This is a genomic window from Klebsiella sp. Shm-1 (assembly GCF_040804525.1).
Classification (GTDB): Bacteria; Pseudomonadota; Gammaproteobacteria; order Enterobacterales; family Enterobacteriaceae; genus Klebsiella; species Klebsiella pneumoniae.
Genome location: NZ_CP161823.1, coordinates 5,096,271 through 5,114,038, shown reverse-complemented (window position 1 = coordinate 5,114,038; position 17,768 = coordinate 5,096,271). Strand labels below are relative to the sequence as shown.

The 17,768-nt window shown below is 57.6% G+C and carries 14 protein-coding genes; 7 read left to right on the top strand and 7 right to left on the bottom strand.

Features of this window, described 5'->3' with window-relative positions; translation table 11 throughout:
- Nucleotides 1–2: 2 nt before the first annotated feature.
- Nucleotides 3–2,435, top strand: a complete 2,433-nt coding sequence (locus tag AB1E37_RS24910; protein ID WP_002882944.1) for a bifunctional aspartate kinase/homoserine dehydrogenase II — start codon at nucleotides 3–5, stop codon at nucleotides 2,433–2,435.
- On the opposite strand, the gene AB1E37_RS24905 is transcribed toward AB1E37_RS24910, so the two are convergent.
- Nucleotides 2,410–3,546 (bottom strand): hypothetical protein, encoded by a 1,137-nt coding sequence (locus AB1E37_RS24905; protein WP_004187291.1) that lies wholly within the window; start codon nucleotides 3,544–3,546, stop codon nucleotides 2,410–2,412. The two genes, AB1E37_RS24910 and AB1E37_RS24905, sit on opposite strands and share 26 nt — an antisense overlap.
- Before the next feature lie 138 nt (nucleotides 3,547–3,684).
- On the opposite strand from AB1E37_RS24905, the gene AB1E37_RS24900 reads away from it, so the two are divergent.
- On the top strand, nucleotides 3,685–5,244 hold the full coding sequence (locus AB1E37_RS24900) for a bifunctional UDP-sugar hydrolase/5'-nucleotidase (protein WP_032448331.1): 1,560 nt from the start codon (nucleotides 3,685–3,687) through the stop codon (nucleotides 5,242–5,244).
- Between the two features lie 37 nt (nucleotides 5,245–5,281).
- On the opposite strand, the gene AB1E37_RS24895 is transcribed toward AB1E37_RS24900, so the two are convergent.
- A complete protein-coding gene (locus tag AB1E37_RS24895; protein ID WP_002882947.1) occupies nucleotides 5,282–5,653 on the bottom strand; it encodes a carboxymuconolactone decarboxylase family protein in 372 nt (123 codons plus the stop codon).
- Nucleotides 5,654–5,744: 91 nt separating this feature from the next.
- Between AB1E37_RS24895 and AB1E37_RS24890 the strand changes: the two genes are divergently transcribed.
- The 3 genes from AB1E37_RS24890 to AB1E37_RS24880 all read left to right on the top strand — a co-directional run bounded on the left by AB1E37_RS24890 (nucleotide 5,745) and on the right by AB1E37_RS24880 (nucleotide 8,794).
- Entirely contained in the window at nucleotides 5,745–6,653 is a 909-nt protein-coding gene (locus AB1E37_RS24890) for a LysR family transcriptional regulator (protein WP_004895139.1), read from the top strand.
- Between the two features lie 228 nt (nucleotides 6,654–6,881).
- Entirely contained in the window at nucleotides 6,882–7,769 is an 888-nt protein-coding gene (gene metF / locus AB1E37_RS24885; protein ID WP_002882952.1) for a methylenetetrahydrofolate reductase, read from the top strand.
- A 143-nt stretch (nucleotides 7,770–7,912) separates the two neighbouring features.
- A complete protein-coding gene (locus AB1E37_RS24880) occupies nucleotides 7,913–8,794 on the top strand; it encodes a DMT family transporter (protein ID WP_032448333.1) in 882 nt (293 codons plus the stop codon).
- Between the two features lie 63 nt (nucleotides 8,795–8,857).
- Here the strand turns inward: AB1E37_RS24880 and AB1E37_RS24875 are convergent, their stop codons facing one another.
- From AB1E37_RS24875 to AB1E37_RS24865, 3 genes are all read right to left on the bottom strand, one after another.
- Nucleotides 8,858–9,961, bottom strand: coding sequence for a glycerol dehydrogenase (locus tag AB1E37_RS24875; protein ID WP_004146274.1), 1,104 nt, complete (start codon nucleotides 9,959–9,961; stop codon nucleotides 8,858–8,860).
- 54 nt (nucleotides 9,962–10,015) lie between these two features.
- A complete protein-coding gene (fsa, locus tag AB1E37_RS24870; protein WP_004177977.1) occupies nucleotides 10,016–10,678 on the bottom strand; it encodes a fructose-6-phosphate aldolase in 663 nt (220 codons plus the stop codon).
- Between the two features lie 205 nt (nucleotides 10,679–10,883).
- On the bottom strand, nucleotides 10,884–11,870 hold the full coding sequence (locus tag AB1E37_RS24865; protein ID WP_004150392.1) for an AraC family transcriptional regulator: 987 nt from the start codon (nucleotides 11,868–11,870) through the stop codon (nucleotides 10,884–10,886).
- Nucleotides 11,871–11,894: 24 nt separating this feature from the next.
- Here AB1E37_RS24865 and zinT point away from each other — a divergent pair, with 24 nt between their 5' ends.
- Complete coding sequence (zinT, locus tag AB1E37_RS24860; RefSeq protein ID WP_004187297.1) at nucleotides 11,895–12,545, top strand: metal-binding protein ZinT; 651 nt, start codon at nucleotides 11,895–11,897, stop codon at nucleotides 12,543–12,545.
- Nucleotides 12,546–12,588: 43 nt separating this feature from the next.
- Here the strand turns inward: zinT and ppc are convergent, their stop codons facing one another.
- Together ppc and argE are read right to left on the bottom strand one after the other, a co-directional pair.
- The gene (gene ppc / locus AB1E37_RS24855; RefSeq protein WP_004181636.1) at nucleotides 12,589–15,240 is read right to left on the bottom strand and encodes a phosphoenolpyruvate carboxylase; all 2,652 of its coding nucleotides are present in this window, start codon (nucleotides 15,238–15,240) and stop codon (nucleotides 12,589–12,591) included.
- 258 nt (nucleotides 15,241–15,498) lie between these two features.
- Nucleotides 15,499–16,650: an acetylornithine deacetylase gene (gene argE, locus AB1E37_RS24850; RefSeq protein ID WP_004177969.1), complete on the bottom strand. Its 1,152-nt coding sequence runs from the start codon at nucleotides 16,648–16,650 to the stop codon at nucleotides 15,499–15,501.
- 113 nt (nucleotides 16,651–16,763) lie between these two features.
- On the opposite strand from argE, the gene argC reads away from it, so the two are divergent.
- Nucleotides 16,764–17,768, top strand: a complete 1,005-nt coding sequence (gene argC, locus AB1E37_RS24845; protein ID WP_004177967.1) for an N-acetyl-gamma-glutamyl-phosphate reductase — start codon at nucleotides 16,764–16,766, stop codon at nucleotides 17,766–17,768.

Below are 17,768 nucleotides of genomic sequence, written 5' to 3'. Positions count from 1 at the left end.
AGATGAGTGTGATTGCGCAGGCAGGGGCGAAGGGTCGTCAGCTGCACAAATTTGGTGGGAGTAGTTTAGCGGATGCGAAATGTTACCTGCGCGTCGCGGGGATCATGAAGGAGTATTCGCAGGCGGGGGATATGATGGTCGTCTCCGCCGCTGGCAGCACCACCAACCAGCTGATCAGCTGGCTTAAGCTTAGCCAGAGCGATCGCCTTGCTGCGCATCAGGTTCAGCAGTCGCTTCGCCGCTATCACACCGAGCTGATTGGCGGTCTGCTGGAGCCTGCGGCGGCGGATACGTTGATAGCCGCCTTTATCCACGACCTTGAGCGTCTGGCTGGTCTGCTGGACGGCGGGGTTTCCGAAGCGGTCTATGCGGAAGTGGTCGGCCATGGGGAAGTGTGGTCCGCGCGCCTGATGGCGGCGGTCCTCAATCAGCTGGGTATGGAAGCCGCCTGGCTGGACGCGCGCGCGTTCCTGCGCGCGGAACGCGCCGCGCAGCCGCAGGTGGATGAAGGATTATCCTATCCGCTGCTGCAGCAGCTGATGGCGCAGCATCCTAACAAACGTCTGGTGGTGACCGGCTTTATCTCCCGCAACCAGGCCGGCGAAACCGTCCTGCTGGGCCGTAACGGGTCTGACTACTCTGCCACCCAGATCGGCGCGCTGGCGGGCGCCTCCCGGGTCACTATCTGGAGCGACGTTGCCGGGGTGTACAGCGCGGATCCGCGCAAGGTGAAAGACGCCTGCCTGCTGCCGCTGCTGCGTCTGGACGAAGCCAGCGAGCTGGCGCGCCTGGCCGCGCCGGTGCTCCATGCCCGCACGCTACAGCCGGTTTCCGCCAGTGATATCGATCTGCAGTTACGCTGCAGCTACACGCCGGAACAGGGTTCCACACGCATTGAGCGCGTGCTGGCCTCCGGTACCGGCGCACGGATTGTCACCAGCCATGACGACGTCTGCCTGGTGGAGTTCCAGGTGCCGGCCGGTCACGATTTCAAACTGGCGCATAAAGAGCTGGACGCTCTGCTCAAACGCGCCCAGCTGCGCCCGTTAGCCGTTGGCGTCCATGCCGACCGTAAGCTGCTGCAGTTCTGCTATACCTCCGAGGTGGCCGACAGCGCGCTGAAATTGCTCGATGAAGCCGGTCTGCCGGGCGAGCTGCGTCTGCGTCAGAAGCTGGCGCTGGTGGCGATGGTGGGCGCGGGAGTCACCCGTAACCCGCTGCACTGCCACCGTTTCTGGCAGCAGCTCAAAGGGCAGCCGGTGGAGTTCACCTGGCAGTCTGAAGAGGGGATCAGCCTGGTGGCGGTGCTACGCGCCGGGCCGACGGAAAGCCTGATCCAGGGGCTGCATCAGTCCTTGTTTCGCGCCGAAAAGCGTATTGGCCTGATGCTGTTCGGCAAAGGGAACATTGGTTCCCGCTGGCTGGAGCTTTTCGCCCGTGAACAAACTACGCTCTCGGCGCGTACCGGTTTCGAGTTTATTCTCGCCGGCGTAGTCGACAGTAAACGCAGCCTGCTGAATTACGACGGGCTGGATGCCAGCCGGGCGCTGGCTTTCTTCAACGATGAAGCGGTGGAGCAGGATGAAGAGTCGCTGTTCCTGTGGATGCGCGCGCACCCGTATGATGATTTAGTGGTGCTGGACGTCACCGCCAGCGAACAGCTGGCCGACCAGTATCTTGATTTCGCCAGCCATGGCTTCCACGTCATTAGCGCCAACAAGCTGGCGGGCGCCAGCAGCAGTGATAAATATCGTCAGATCCACGACGCGTTTGAGAAAACGGGGCGCCACTGGCTATATAACGCCACCGTGGGCGCCGGCTTGCCGGTGAACCATACGGTGCGCGACCTGATTGACAGCGGCGATACTATTCTCGGCCTGAGCGGTATCTTCTCGGGAACGCTCTCCTGGCTGTTCCTGCAGTTTGATGGCACCGTGCCGTTCACCGACCTGGTGGATCAGGCGTGGCAGCAGGGGCTGACCGAGCCGGATCCGCGCGTCGATCTGTCCGGTAAGGATGTGATGCGTAAGCTGGTGATCCTCGCGCGGGAAGCGGGCTATGACATCGAACCGGATCAGGTGCGTGTGGAATCACTGGTGCCGGCGCACTGTGAAGAGGGGTCGGTCGATCACTTCTTTGAGAATGGCGAAGAGCTGAACGAGCAGATGCTGCAGCGTCTGGAAGCGGCCCGCGAGATGGGGCTGGTGCTCCGCTACGTGGCGCGCTTTGATGCCAACGGCAAAGCACGCGTCGGTGTGGAAGCGGTACGCGAAGAGCACCCGCTGGCGGCGCTGCTGCCGTGCGATAACGTGTTTGCCATCGAAAGCCGCTGGTATCGCGATAACCCGCTGGTGATCCGCGGGCCCGGCGCCGGGCGCGATGTGACCGCCGGGGCGATCCAGTCGGATATTAACCGCCTGGCGCAGCTGCTGTAAGCGTCGCGTTATACTCTTGAACCAGTGAGGCCACTATTTGCGTTACGCGCCCTGCGGAATACAGGGCGCTCTGCGCAAACGCGGGTCTGTTTTTCAGCCATATTGTAAACCGTCGGCTGGCCGCAAGGTCTGGTAGAAAGGCGTTCTCTTCTGCAGTGCCGGCAAGCCGGCAGACCATTTTCTGATTCTCTTCCTGCGTCCAACGCTGCCATGAGTTTTGCCACCAGCCATGATGGGTTTTCCCCTGTAGCTGCCACGGAGCCGGGCTGGCTGGGTTCCTTATCTCTTCTTCCACATACCATAGATCGCCTTGCCGCTGACGAAAAAGCGGCGCCCAGGCAACGATCGCCGCGCCGCGTAAAAAGCATTCATGCGCAATAACGTGCGTTTTCACCTCTGGAAACCGCTGGCTGAGCAGTTTGAAATGACCGTGCGCGGCGATAACCGGGCGCAATATATTGCCGCGGGCATGGCGCTTTTGCATTGCGCTGCCGTACTGGATTTCATCGAACTGACTGCGTTGTAAAAAGCGCATTTCAGTGAGAGAAATACGTTGAATAATATCGTCAGTCTCCTCCCTGTCGGCTTGTCCGCCGCGCCAGTGATAGCGTAATGATTCGCCTACCGCGAAAGGAGTGAAATTAGAGGTAAGATGAATAACATTACCGCGCACGGCATCAAAGCTTAATAAAAAATAGAGCTTTTGCCCGGCGGCATTACCCTGGAATGGCGCTATCAACGGTACGCTGCAAATACGTCGTGGGGCTTCAATTGGGGCGATGTGTGGGAATTTTGGCGTCCAGACCTTTTTACAGTGGCGGCACTGAAGGCGTTGCGTACCCTGCGGATTGCGGCCGTAGCGAATAGTATCCCGCTGATAGCATACCGGGCAAAAATAGCCGTAGCGGCGGGCATGATCCGTCAGATAAGCCGCCAGCCAGGGGCGGAATTCCCGTTCGCTAAACAGGGGGGGATAGCTGCCGCAGGCTGCGCAGTAGAGCGCCGGGTAGCCCAGCCGAAAATTCGGGAAATGATACTCAGCCGCAGACGGTAAACCTAAATTACGGCAGCCAAAAGTTTTACAGGCATTAATGGTAAAGAGAGTATCCACTGGCAGGTCAATACCAACGATTTTTACAGGTCGTTAATTTTGTCCTGCTCAGGTTGCATACAACTGTGAATGCTCTCACATAAAAAAGTCTTTCAGAACGTAACTTAGCGGTTCTTTATCACTCTGAAAGGAACTCCGATGAAACTAAAAACAATGAGCGCAGCACTTCTGTTGACTTTGCCTTTCTGGGCCTGCGCCAAAGATGTCACCATCATTTATACCAACGATCTTCATGCCCATGTCGAACCTTATAAAGTGCCATGGATAGCGGATGGTAAACGAGATATTGGCGGTTGGGCGAATATCACGACGATGGTGAAACAGGAAAAAGCGAAAAATAACGCGACCTGGTTTTTTGATGCCGGAGATTATTTTACCGGGCCTTACATCAGTAGCCTGACGAAGGGTAAAGCGATAATCGATATTATGAATACGATGTCCTACGATGCGGTGACTATCGGTAATCATGAGTTCGATCACGGCTGGGATAATACGCTGCTTCAGCTTAGCCAGGCGACATTCCCGATTGTTCAGGGCAATATTTTTTATCAGAACAGCGATAAATCGTTCTGGGATAAGCCCTATACCATTATCGAAAAAGATGGCGTGAAAATTGGCGTGATTGGCCTGCACGGCGTGTTTGCTTTTAATGACACCGTTTCTGCCGCGACGCGAGTGGGTATCGAAGCGCGTGATGAGGTGAAATGGCTACAGCATTATATCGATGAACTTAACGGTAAAGTGGATCTGACCGTGGCCCTGATCCATGAAGGCGTCCCGGCGCGTCAGTCGAGCCAGGGGGGAACCGATGTGCGTCGTGCGCTGGATAAAGATATTCAGACTGCGGGTCAGGTGAAAGGTCTGGACGTTTTAATTACCGGCCATGCTCACGTTGGCACACCGGAGCCCATTAAAGTGGGTAATACGTTGATTCTTTCTACCGATAGCGGCGGCATCGATGTGGGTAAACTGGTGCTGGATTATCAGGAGAAACCGCACCAATTCACGGTGAAGCACTTTGAGCTGAAGACGCTTTATGCCGATGAATGGAAGCCTGATCCGCAGACAAAACAGGTCATCGACGGCTGGAATAAGCAACTTGATCAACTGGTGCAGCAGGTCATTACACAATCGCCCGTTGAACTGACCCGTGCGTATGGTATCTCTTCGCCGTTGGGCAATCTTGCCGCTGACGCCTTGCTGTTGGCAGCAGGTAGGAGTACGCAGATGGCGTTAACCAACTCGGGCGGGATCCGTAATGAAATCCCCGCCGGAGCGGTAAGCATGGGGGCCGTTATCAGCACCTTCCCGTTTCCCAACGAGCTGGTCACCATGGATCTAACCGGGAAGCAGTTGCGTAGCCTGATGGAGCATGGCGCCGGGTTGAGCAACGGCGTGCTGCAGGTCTCCCGGGGACTGGAAATGAAGTATGACAGCAGCAAACCTGTGGGCCAGCGCGTTGTGTTATTCAGGCTAAACGGTAAACCGATTGACGATACGACGGTTTACCATATTGCCACCAACAGCTTCCTTGCAGATGGCGGCGATGGTTTTGTCGCGTTTACCGAGGGGCAGGCGCGTAATACCTCCGGCGGCTATTACGTTTCAAATGCGGTCGTAGACTATTTCAAAGCCGGGCAAAAGAAGATAACGGATGAGCAGCTTAACGGGCAGCGCGTTGTCGATGTGAAGAAATAAGTTTTTAAGGCCGGGCAGTCAGCCCGGCCTTAAGCGATCAGTGGGCCGCAAATACCGCCCTGGCGGCAAACAGGCCGTTGAGGGCCGCCGGGAATCCGGCATAGACTGCCATCTGCATGATCGCTTCCGTAATCTCCTCTTGCGTCAGGCCGACGTTTAATCCTGCGGCAATGTGTACTTTCAGCTGTGGCTCGGCGTTACCCAACGCCGTGAGCGCGGCGATGGTGGCGATTTCCCGGCTGCGTAAATCGAGCCCTGGCCTGGCGTAAATATCGCCGAAGGGGAACTCAATCAGATAGCGGGCGAAATCGGGGGCGATATCCCGCAGGCTGTCGACGACAGCTTCCCCGCCCTTACCATCCACCCGCTGAAGCATTTCCTGACCGATGATATAACGTTCGCTGGACATCGTTTTTTCCTCTCTGTGATGGTGCGTTAAGAGGAAGGGTAGGGAAGTGTGCCGGACTTGAGTAATACCCTTTTCGTGATACCTTTTCAGTATGACAACTTCAAGATTACATTCTCTGGATATTCGCCTGCTGCGCGCCTTTGCCGTGGTAGCGGAGGAAAATAACATCAGCCGGGCGGCGCAGCGGTTATTTATCTCGCAGCCGCCGCTGACCCGCCATATCCGCCATCTGGAAGCGCAGCTGGGGGTGACGCTGTTTCAGCGCCATAGCAAAGGCCTGATCCTGACCGACGCGGGTAAAGAGGTGCTGGAGATGATTCAACCTCTGCTGGCGCTCCAGGAACGCACGCTGGCGGCATTGAGTGAGCTCGCCGTTCACTCGCCGCAGGCTCTACGTCTGGGCGTGACGACGGCCTTCGAACAGGGCATTTTCGCCGCCGTTGAGGCTGCGCTGAGCGAACATACCCGCGCGTTGCATATCACCCGCCACGCCTCACCGGCGCTGGCTCAGCAGGTACGCAAAGGCAAACTCGATGCGGCGCTGGTCGCGCTGCCGCTCAATACTGAAGGGCTGCACCTGCACCCATTGCCGTATCATGAGCCGCTCATTGCGGCATTACCGGCCTCCTGGCCGGAAGCCGCCAGGCCAGGGCTGACGTTAAGCGCGCTCAATCATCGGCCGCTGTTCTGGTTTAAACGCGAGCGTAATCCTGGTTTCTTTGACTACACGCGCCGCATTTTCGACCGGGCTGGCTATGCCCCGACGTATGTGGAAGAGCCGGCCGAGCATGATGTGCTGCTGGCGCGTATTGCGCGCGGGGAAGGCATGATCCTGCTGCCGGCGTCCTTTTCCGCGATTCAGCGTCAGGGGGTGGCGTTCTGCCCGGTGGCTGAGGGCGACGCGATGCCGTTAAGCCTAGGGGTTATTTATCCGCCTCACCAGGCAGAGTCCGTGCAGCAATGGCTTTCTCTGCTGGATGGCATTCTGGCGACTGGCTAGTCTCAGGCTGACTCGCGAGCCACCTTATATTGCCCACCGAGCCGCTTCCTGTGCGTGGCCAGGTGATCGGAAGATGAACTTTTTTCATGTAGGTGACCTATTCCTCACTCTTTACGCAGATTTTTCTATTGACGCCCGCGCGCTTTTCCGTCATTTTTACATCTGGACGTCTAAACGTATAGAAGTTCGCAATATAACAGCCATTACATGCGATTGATGAGGTAAGGTATGAGCTTTTTTCACGCCAATCAGCGGGAAGCCCTGAATCAGAGCCTGGCGGAAGTCCAGGGCCAGATTAATGTGTCTTTTGAATTCTTTCCGCCGCGCACCAGTGAAATGGAGCAAACCCTGTGGAAATCCATCGATCGCCTGAGCAGTCTGAAACCGAAGTTTGTTTCGGTAACCTATGGCGCGAACTCTGGCGAGCGCGATCGCACCCACAGCATCATCAAAGGCATTAAAGAGCGAACCGGTCTGGAAGCAGCGCCGCACCTGACCTGTATCGATGCCAGCCGCGATGAGTTGCGCACTATCGCTCAGGATTACTGGAACAACGGTATCCGCCATATCGTCGCCCTGCGCGGCGACCTGCCGCCGGGCAGCGGTAAACCGGATATGTACGCCGCCGATCTGGTGACGTTGCTGAAAGAGGTAGGCGATTTTGATATCTCTGTCGCCGCGTATCCGGAAGTGCATCCGGAGGCGAAAAGCGCGCAGGCGGATTTACTGAACCTGAAGCGCAAAGTAGAAGCAGGGGCCAACCGCGCGATCACCCAGTTCTTCTTCGATGTGGAAAGCTACCTGCGTTTTCGCGATCGCTGCGTCTCGGCAGGCATCGACGTGGAAATCATTCCCGGTATCCTGCCGGTCTCCAACTTTAAACAGGCGAAAAAGTTTGCGGATATGACCAACGTCCGTATCCCGGTGTGGATGTCAAAAATGTTCGAAGGGCTGGATAACGACGCCGAAACCCGTCAACTGGTGGGGGCGAATATCGCCATGGACATGGTGAAGATCTTAAGCCGGGAAGGGGTCAAGGATTTCCACTTCTACACCCTGAACCGCGCCGAGATGAGCTACGCCATCTGCCATACGCTGGGCGTACGCCCGGCCTGAGTTTTCATTAACGTTTAGTGCGATGGCGAAGCCGGTATTCGCCATCGCTTTTTTTTGCCCAAAACGCTGATACAGGTCAGGGGAGAGCAGAAGATAAAGCGCGTATAGTGCCAGCCTGATAATTGACAGGGATGGGTTATGCAATGGCAAGGAAGAGCGATCCACTGGCGTTTGGCGGGTTGGCGTTATTAACGCTGATCTGGAGCTTTAGCTGGATCGCGATGAAGCAAGTGACGAGCTATATCGGCGCTTTTGACTTCACGGCGCTGCGCTGTATTTTTGGCGCCGTGGTGCTATGGATAGTGATGTTGATCCGCGGTAAAGCGCTCAAGCCGACGCCTTTCGGCTACACCCTGGCGATCGCGTTATTGCAAACCTGTGGCATGGTCGGTCTGGCACAGTGGGCGCTAATGAGCGGTGGCGCCGGTAAAGTGGCGATCCTGAGTTATACCATGCCATTCTGGGTTGTGGTGATGGCCGCGTTATTCTTAGGTGAGCGCATGCGGCGATGGCAGTATATCGCCATCGGGGCGGCATGCGTGGGCCTGATACTCGTACTTCAGCCTTGGCAACTCGACTTTACCTCCCTGAAAAGCGCCTTGCTGGCGATCCTCTCTGGCGTGAGCTGGGGGGCAGGTGCGATCGTCGCGAAGCGTATGTATACCCGGTATCCGCAGGTTGATTTGCTGGCGCTAACGACATGGCAGATGCTATATGCCGCCGTAGTAATGAGCGTAGTGGCCTGGCTCGTCCCGCAACGGGCGGTAGACTGGCAGCCCGACGTTTTCTGGGCCCTGGCTTACAGCGCAATCCTTGCAACGGCGCTGGCCTGGAGTCTGTGGCTTTTTGTACTGCGTAATTTACCGGCAAGTATAGCCGGTCTGAGTACGCTGGCCGTACCGGTCTGTGGCGTGCTATTTTCCTGGTGGCTACTACATGAAAATCCAGGAAAGGTGGAAGGTTGTGGCATTGCGTTGATAGTACTGGCGTTGGCGATGATCAGTATCAAGAGACGAGGGGCATAGCCTGCTCCGGCCTGTAGAGATGCATAAAAAACACCCGGCTGATGCCGGGTGTTTTGCTCTGGTTTATTCCCATTCCTGCAGGAAGCGCTGACCATACTGGTCGGCCACCAGCAGCGCGGCGTAGACCTGGTCGGAATCAACGCCGCCCGGCATATTGTGAATGGTTTCGCCTTCAGCGCAGGCGGCTTCCGCCACCAGACGCATTTTGGTCGGGATATCACCTTTGATATCCAGCTGCGCCAGGGTGATCGGCAGCCCAACGCTGTGGCACAGCGCGGCGACGGTCTCTATTTCGTCCACCGGCGCATTTTCCAGCACCAGCTGCGTCAGGGTTCCGAACGCCACTTTTTCCCCGTGATAATAGTGATGGGCGTCAGGGATGGCCGTCATGCCGTTATGAATCGCGTGCGCCGCCGCGAGACCACCGCTTTCGAAACCCACGCCGCTCAGATAGGTGTTGGCTTCCACCACCCGCTCCAGCGCCGGGGTGACCACGTGCTGTTCGGCGGCCAGCATCGCTTTTTCACCCTCTTCGAGTAAGGTGTTGTAGCATAGCTCGGCCAGCGCCAGCGCCGCCTGGGTGCACTTCCCGCCCGCCATGGTGGTGGCGCCGCTACGGGAGCAGGCGCGGGCTTCGAACCAGGTAGCCAGCGCATCGCCAATCCCGGCGGCCAGCAGGCGGGCCGGCGCGCCGGCAACGATCTGCGTATCGACAATGACCATGTTGGGGTTGCGCGGCAGCATCAGGTAGCTGTCGAATTCCCCTTCGTCGGTGTATATCACCGACAGCGCGCTGCACGGCGCATCGGTGGAGGCGATGGTGGGGGCGATCGCCACCGGCACATTCATAAAGTGGGCCAGCGCTTTCGCGGTATCCAGGGTTTTGCCACCGCCGATCCCCAGCACGGCGGTGCACTTCGCGTTGCCGGCGATATCGCGTAGGCGGTTGATTTCATTATGCGAACACTCACCGCCAAACGGCGCGATTTCGGCCGCCAGGCCAGCGTCGGCCAGGCTTTTACGCAGCATCTCTTCCGCAAACCCCAGGACGAACTTATCACCGACCACCAGCCAGCGCTCGGCCAGCGGTTTCAGATAGTCGCCGAGGCGCTTGATGGCGCCTGCGCCCTGGATATATTTGCCTGGTGATTGAATAATGCGATCCATTTCGATTCCTCCTCGATGACCGTGACGCCGCCCGCAGGCGGCTCGCGGATCCGGTTACAGATTCAGCGTGCCAAAGGCGTTATTCCAGTCTTGTTCAAACTTCTCTATGGCTGACTCTACCGCAGGGGTGCCGAGCATTTGTTGCGCTACATCTAGTGGAAGGGTGATTGCTTCGCAGCCAGCCAGCAGACAATCCAGCGCCTGGCGTGGCGTTTTGAAGCTTGCCGCCAGAACTTTGCTCTCGGGCGCATGCATTTCCAGCAGGGATTGCAGCTCCTGCACCATGCGGATGCCGTCCCCGCCCTGGGCGTCGACGCGGTTAACGTAAGGCGCGACGTACTTTGCGCCGGCCAGCGCGGCCAGCAGGCCTTGCGAAGCGCTGTAGACGGCGGTGCCAAGGGTCGGGATGCCTTCTTTCTTCAGCAGTTTGATAGCGGCGAGCCCTTCGGCGGTGACCGGGATTTTGACCACAATGCCCGGCACGGCATTGCTCAGACGTTTGGCCTCTTCCACCATGCCCTGCGCGTCGCGGCTCATGGTCTGCGCGAAGAGGGTGCCCTCCGGACCGACGGCTTTTTGCAGGCGCGGCAGCACATCCCAGACCGGGACTTTACCGGCGGCGATAATGCTCGGGTTGGTGGTTACCCCGGCCAGCGGGTAGATGCGGGCCAGGCGTTCCACTTCGGCGACGTTGGCGGTATCCAGATAGAGTTCCATTGTGTTTTCCTCAATGCTTAATTCGGTGCTGTCGTTGAGGTAAGCATACGGCTTTCGTTCGAAGGATAGCCAGATGACAAATTTGCCAAAAACTGGATAAATGTACGCATCGTGATTAAGGATGATTTAGATCACATTTATCGGCGCGGGCTGGGATGGGAGGTAACTATAGCGCGCACAAAAGTCAGGTTTAACACACAAAAATCTAGTTTTTTACCGGGGATGCTTTTTCCGTCAGCTGGCTATGGTACTGGCGGCGGTATTCAGACGGCGAGCGTTCCGTAGTTTTGCGGAACAGGCGGCAGAAGTAGTTGCTGTCGGCGAAGCCGCAGGCGTGGGCGATGTCTTTCACTTTCATATCGTGGCCCTTCAGCAGCATACGGGCCTGTTCGAGACGAATATGGTTTAGATATTCATTGAAGCCCATTGGCCCACATTTCTGGAACAGATGGGAAAGATAGTTGGGAGAGAGGTAGAACGCCTGGGCCACCGATTCCCGGCTCAGCGGTTCCGCATAATGGATGTCCATATATTGGCGGATCGCTTCAAACAACGCCTGGCTGCGCGAGGAGGTTTGCGCCTGGCTGCCGAGAAGATCATGGCAGTGGCTGAGCAGGCTGACGACGATGCTGCGGGCGGTTTGCTGCTCCTGCGGTTGCATCCGGAGTTCATTGAGCGCCTGCAGCAGAAATGATCCGACGCGCGGCCCGCGGCGCAGCGCCTGCCGCTTGTCGACAACAGTTATCGCCTTGCCATTCCAGTGCTGCAGCGAGCACTCCAGCTGCTGCTTAGCGAACAGGATGCTTAACAGCAGGCAAGGCGCTTGCCACTGCGGGCAGTTCCAGCTATCGCCAGGAATATAGAGCACGTCGTTGGCTTCGAGGGGAGGGGCGTTATCGCCGAGCGCCTGGTCGGGCAACTGCCCATCGAGGAGGATATTCAGACGGGGAAAATCCACCTGCACCACCGGCTCAGCAGGCGAGCGCGTCTCGCCGGCGAAATAAACCCGGCCGAGGCTGGTCTGCTTTTTTAGCAATGCATCAATAAGCTGATTGATATCGTTGTCCATCATTCTTCCGTTCAGCGCATCACCCTTTTCATCATACCGGACATTATTCCAGCGGTAAAAGCGCTTGCCTGTCGCTCTTGCCTCCCAGATAAGATATGTTATATCGTAACAATTTGTCGCCATTGATAGCAAACTCAGGAGAGAGTAATGACCAGAAAGATCCCCCTGCTGGCCTTAGGATTCGGCATGGCTTTAGCCAGCGCCCAGGCGTTCGCCCACGGCAACCATAGCCATGGCCCGGCGTTAACCGAAGTGGAGCGTCAGGCCAGCGAAGGCATTTTTGCGGATAAAGATGTGCAGGACCGCGCGCTGAGCGACTGGGAAGGCGTCTGGCAGTCGGTGAACCCGTATCTGCTCAACGGCGATCTCGATCCGGTGCTGGAGCAGAAGGCGAAAAAGCCCGGCGGCAAGAGCGTGGAGGAGTATCGCGCCTATTATAAGAAGGGCTACGCCACCGATGTGGAGCAGATTGGCATTGAAGATGACGTGATTGAGTTCCACGTTGGCCAGACCGTCAATAGCTGCAAATACCGCTATTCAGGCTATAAAATTCTGCATTACGCCTCCGGTAAGAAGGGCGTGCGTTATCTGTTCGAGTGCCAGCAGGGCGATGCCAACGCGCCGAAATTTGTGCAATTCAGCGACCATATCATTGGCCCGCGTAAATCACAGCATTTCCATATTTTCATGGGCAATGAATCACAGGAGGCGTTGCTGAAAGAGATGGATAACTGGCCGACCTATTATCCGTATGCGCTGCATAAAGAACAGATCGTTGATGAGATGCTGCACCACTAGAACGGGCGGAAAACCCCCGGCCGGGCGGCCGGGGAGAGATAGATTAACCGGTGTTACGCATACCGGCGGCGACGCCGGCGATGGTGACCATCAGCGCTTGTTCAACGCGCGGATCCGGGTCCTTGCCCTCTTCTTCAGCCTGGCGTGAACGGTGCAGCAGTTCCGCCTGCAGGACGTTCAGCGGGTCGGTATAGATATTACGCAGCTGGATAGACTCGGCGATCCACGGCAGGTCGGCCATCAGATGGGAGTCGTTGGCGATGGCCAGCACGACGTTGATATCGGCAGCCAGCAGCTTGCGCAGCTCGGAACCCAGCGCCCACAGCTCCGGCTTCACCAGGCGCTGATCGTAGTACTCCGCCAGCCACAGGTCGGCCTTCGAGTAAACCATCTCCAGCATGCCGAGGCGGGTAGAGAAGAACGGCCAGTCGCGACACATGGCTTCCAGTTCACTCTGTTTTCCACCTTCGACCACCTTCTGCAGCGCAGCGCCAGCGCCCAGCCAGGCCGGCAGCATCAGGCGGTTCTGGGTCCAGGCGAAGATCCACGGAATGGCGCGCAGCGACTCGACGCCGCCGGTTGGACGACGTTTTGCCGGACGCGAACCCAGCGGCAGTTTGCCCAGCTCCTGCTCCGGGGTCGCAGAGCGGAAGTAAGGGACGAAATCTTTGTTTTCACGCACGTAGCCGCGATACATCTTGCACGACACGTCGGACAGCTCGGCCATGATGTCGCGCCATTCTGCTTTCGGCTCCGGCGGCGGCAGCAGGTTGGCTTCCAGAATGGCGCTGGTATACAGCGACAGGCTGCTGATGGTGACTTCCGGCAGGCCGTACTTAAAGCGGATCATCTCGCCCTGCTCGGTAACGCGCAGGCCGCCTTTCAGGCTTCCCGGCGGCTGCGAGAGCAGCGCGGCGTGGGCCGGCGCGCCGCCGCGGCCGATAGAGCCGCCGCGACCGTGGAACAGCGTCAGTTCAATACCGGCTTTTTCGCAGGTTTTGATCAGCGCGTCCTGCGCCTGGTACTGCGCCCAGGAGGCGGCCATCACGCCGGCATCTTTAGCGGAGTCAGAGTAGCCGATCATGACCATCTGCTTGCCCTGGATAAAGCCGCGGTACCAGTCGATATTCAGCAGCTGGGTCATGACGTCGTTGGCGTTGTTGAGGTCATCCAGCGTTTCGAACAGCGGGGCCACCGGCAGAGCAAAGCCAATCCCGGCTTCTTTCAGCAGGAGATGAACCGCCAGCACATCGGACGGCGTTTTCGCCATCGAGATCACGTAGGCGGCGATCGATCCGCGCGGCGCCTCGGCGATCACCTTGCAGGTGTCGAGAACTTCACGCGTCTCTTCGCTTGGCTCCCACTGGCGCGGCAGCAGCGGACGTTTGGAATTCAGTTCGCGGATCAGGAAAGCCTGTTTGTCGGCTTCCGACCAGCTTTCGTAGTCGCCGATCCCGAGGTAACGGGTCATTTCACCCAGCGCTTCGGTATGGCGGGTGCTTTCCTGACGAATATCAATACGCACCAGCGGTACGCCGAAAGACTTCACGCGGCGCAGGGTGTCGAGCAGTTCGCCGTTGGCGATAATGCCCATGCCGCAGGCCTGCAGCGATTTATAGCAGGCGTACAGCGGCTCCCACAGCTGCTCGTTCTGAGTGATCAGTCCCGCCGGTTTCGGCAGCTTCTGACCTTTCAGACGCGCTTCCAGCCAGGCCTGGGTCTCCATCAGCTGAGAGCGCAGTTTTTTCATCAGATAACGGTAAGGTTCCTGAGCGCCCTCGGCGCCAGCCAGGGCGCGCAGCTCGTCGGTACACTCCACCATCGACAGTTCGGAGATCAGCACCTGCACGTCTTTGAGGAACAGGTCGGTCGCTTTCCAGCGGCTGAGCAGCAGCACGTGGCGGGTGATGTCGGCAGTCACGTTCGGGTTGCCGTCGCGGTCGCCGCCCATCCACGAGGTGAAACGCACCGGGACGAAGTCCACCGGCAGCTGATAGCCAAGGTTGGCTTCCAGCTGTTCGTTCAGCTCGCGCAGATAGTTAGGCACCCCTTCCCACAGGCTGTTTTCCACCACCGCGAAGCCCCATTTGGCTTCATCGACCGGGGAAGGGCGGTGCTTACGAATTTCATCGGTATGCCACGACTGGGCGATCAGCTGGCGCAGACGGCGCATTAGCTGATGGTGCTCGTAGTCAGCGATATCTTTGTTGTCCAACTGCTTAAGGCAGTTGTTCACTTCCACCATTTTATGGATCAGCGTCCGGCGGGTGATCTCGGTCGGGTGGGCGGTTAACACCAGCTCCAGAGACAGCGATTCCACCGCTTGTTTGATGGTCTCTTCGTTGAGATTGGGTTGGTCTTTGAGCTTTCTCAGGGTACGCGCAATGACTTCCGGATTGCTGGCCGCTTCGCCATTGGCCGAAATGCTGTGGTACTGCTCAGCGGTGTTGGCCAGATTCAGAAACTGGCTGAAGGCACGGGCCACCGGCAGCAGTTCGTCGTTTGACAAATTCTGCAGCGTGGTCAGCAGCTCCTGGCGGTTAGCTTCGTTGCCGGCGCGTGAAGATTTGGACAACTTACGGATAGTTTCGACACGATCAAGAATATTTTCTCCCAATGCATCCTTGATGGTATCGCCCAGCACCTTGCCGAGCATACTGACATTACTACGCAATGCGGAATATTGTTCGTTCATGTTACCCCAGACACCCCATCTCATTTTATTTTGTTATATCCGCTGCGCTGGAACGTGAGCAACGGATAAGCAACCCGTCTTTTATAAAGCCACGTAAATACCCCCACGTCAATTACTGCGAAATCGCTTCAGCAAACGAGTAAATCGCCGTAATTTGCGAAATTTAATTCAGGGAGCGCTGGATAAGTATCGCTTATGGAAATGTGACGATCGTCACCGTTCCGCCCCGGGAGAACGGGGCGGAAAAAGAGGGCGATTTTAGTGCCAGCAGAAGTGATGAACCACCTGGCTAATCAGCTCCCGGGTCGGCTTGATAAAGCGCGTCTCCAGATACTCGTCAGGCTGATGGGCCTGATTGATGGAGCCCGGGCCGAGAACCAGCGTCGGACACAGCGTCTGGATAAACGGCGCTTCGGTGCAGTAATTCACCACGTCGGTCTGCGCGCCAAGCAGTTTCTCGACCACCTGCACCAGCTTATGGTCCGGCGGGCACTCGTAGCCGGGGATCGGCGGATGCAGCTCAGAGACCGTCAGGCGGCCCGGCCAGCGTTCGCTGACCGGGGCCAGCGCCTCGCCCAACAGACCATTAAGATCGTTTAGGGTCATCCCCGGCAGCGGGCGGATATCCATATGCAGTTCACAGCAGGCGCAGATACGGTTTGAGGCATCGCCGCCATGGATAGCGCCCAGGTTGAGGGTTGGGTAAGGGACCGTAAACGCCTCGAAGTGATAGCGCTCTTTAAGCAGATCGCGCAACTGCATAATCCGGCCGATGGCGTCGTGCATCAGCTCAATCGCGTTGACCCCGCGCGCCGGATCGCTGGAGTGGCCGGACTGGCCCTGAATACGGATCGCGTTGGACATATGGCCTTTGTGGGCGCGGATCGGCTGCAGGGAGGTGGGCTCGCCGATGATGGCGCAGTCCGGGCGCAGCCGGGTGGTTTCGGCAAAGTAGCGCGCGCCGGCCATGCTGGTCTCTTCGTCGGCAGTGGCCAGAATATATAGCGGCTTTTTCAGCGTGGTGACGTCGACATCGCGCAGGGCGTCGAGAATAAAGGCGAAGAAGCCTTTCATATCGGCCGTGCCGAGGCCGTAGAGCTTGTTATCGTGTTCGGTGAGGGTGAACGGGTCGCGCGTCCAGCGGCCATCATCGAACGGCACGGTATCGGTATGCCCGGCGAGCAGCAGGCCGCCGGCGCCGTGTCCGGTGCTGGCCAGCAGGTTGAATTTATGGCGCGTATCCGGCACCGGCTGTATCTCAACATTGAAGCCGAGATCGCGGAACCAGCCTGCCAGCAAATTGATTAAAGACTCATTGCTTTGATCGAGAGCCTCTTCGGTCGCGCTGATGGATGGTGTGGCGATCAACGCGCGGTAAATCTCGATAAAGGGCGGTAAATTGTTTTTCATTGTTGACACACCTTGGGTCGTGATAGTATCAATATTCATGCATTTATTGTGAATAAAAATACAATATCGTTGAGCGTAAGAAAACCCATCGAATGTAAGGAGATGCGCTTCCAATGTTAAATACGCTGATTGTGGGTGCCAGTGGTTATGCCGGCGCAGAGCTGGTGACCTATATCAATCGTCATCCGCATATGAACATAACCGCTTTGACGGTCTCCGCGCAAAGCAATGATGCGGGAAAATTAATTTCCGACCTGCATCCGCAGCTCAAAGGCATTGTCGATATGCCGCTGCAGCCGATGTCCGATATCAGCGAATTCAGCGCTGGCGTGGACGTGGTGTTTCTCGCCACCGCGCACGAAGTGAGTCACGATCTGGCGCCGCAGTTCCTTGCCGCTGGCTGCGTGGTGTTCGATCTCTCCGGTGCCTTCCGCGTTAACGATGGGGCGTTCTACGAAAAATATTACGGTTTCACTCATCGGCATCCCGACCTGCTCAAACAGGCGGTGTATGGTCTGGCGGAGTGGAGCGCGGATGCGCTTAAAGACGCGCAGTTAATCGCAGTGCCAGGCTGCTATCCGACGGCGGCGCAGCTGTCGCTGAAGCCGCTGATTGAGGCCAATCTGCTGGATCTCAACCAGTGGCCGGTAATCAACGCTACCAGCGGGGTGAGCGGCGCGGGTCGTAAGGCCGCGATCGGCAACAGCTTCTGTGAAGTTAGCCTGCAGCCGTACGGCATATTTAACCATCGCCATCAGCCGGAGATTGCCAGCCACCTCGGGGCAAAGGTAATTTTTACCCCGCACCTGGGTAATTTTAAGCGCGGCATCCTGGAAACCATTACCTGCCGCCTGAAGCCGGGCGTCGGCCATGCGCAGATCGCGGCGGTTTACCAGCAGGCTTACGCCGATAAACCACTGGTACGTTTATATGATAAAGGCGTGCCCGCTTTGAAAAGCGTCGAAGGCCTGCCATTCTGTGATATCGGTTTTGCCGTGCAGGACGATCATCTCATCGTCGTCGCGGCAGAGGATAACCTGCTGAAAGGCGCCGCAGCGCAGGCGGTGCAGTGCGCGAATATTCGTTTCGGCTTCGCTGAGACGCAGTCTCTTATTTAA

What these genes read in the sequence shown, in the direction of transcription:
- ppc (WP_004181636.1), bottom strand. Translation starts at nt 15,240, where the DNA reads ATGAACGAACAATATTCCGCATTGCGTAGTAATGTCAGTATGCTCGGC.
- argC (WP_004177967.1), top strand. Translation starts at nt 16,764, where the DNA reads ATGTTAAATACGCTGATTGTGGGTGCCAGTGGTTATGCCGGCGCAGAG.
- AB1E37_RS24875 (WP_004146274.1), bottom strand. Translation starts at nt 9,961, where the DNA reads ATGGATCGCATTATTCAATCACCAGGCAAATATATCCAGGGCGCAGGC.
- AB1E37_RS24910 (WP_002882944.1), top strand. Translation starts at nt 3, where the DNA reads ATGAGTGTGATTGCGCAGGCAGGGGCGAAGGGTCGTCAGCTGCACAAA.
- AB1E37_RS24900 (WP_032448331.1), top strand. Translation starts at nt 3,685, where the DNA reads ATGAAACTAAAAACAATGAGCGCAGCACTTCTGTTGACTTTGCCTTTC.
- AB1E37_RS24865 (WP_004150392.1), bottom strand. Translation starts at nt 11,870, where the DNA reads ATGGCGACAAATTGTTACGATATAACATATCTTATCTGGGAGGCAAGA.
- argE (WP_004177969.1), bottom strand. Translation starts at nt 16,650, where the DNA reads ATGAAAAACAATTTACCGCCCTTTATCGAGATTTACCGCGCGTTGATC.
- metF (WP_002882952.1), top strand. Translation starts at nt 6,882, where the DNA reads ATGAGCTTTTTTCACGCCAATCAGCGGGAAGCCCTGAATCAGAGCCTG.
- AB1E37_RS24880 (WP_032448333.1), top strand. Translation starts at nt 7,913, where the DNA reads ATGGCAAGGAAGAGCGATCCACTGGCGTTTGGCGGGTTGGCGTTATTA.
- zinT (WP_004187297.1), top strand. Translation starts at nt 11,895, where the DNA reads ATGACCAGAAAGATCCCCCTGCTGGCCTTAGGATTCGGCATGGCTTTA.
- fsa (WP_004177977.1), bottom strand. Translation starts at nt 10,678, where the DNA reads ATGGAACTCTATCTGGATACCGCCAACGTCGCCGAAGTGGAACGCCTG.
- AB1E37_RS24890 (WP_004895139.1), top strand. Translation starts at nt 5,745, where the DNA reads ATGACAACTTCAAGATTACATTCTCTGGATATTCGCCTGCTGCGCGCC.
- AB1E37_RS24895 (WP_002882947.1), bottom strand. Translation starts at nt 5,653, where the DNA reads ATGTCCAGCGAACGTTATATCATCGGTCAGGAAATGCTTCAGCGGGTG.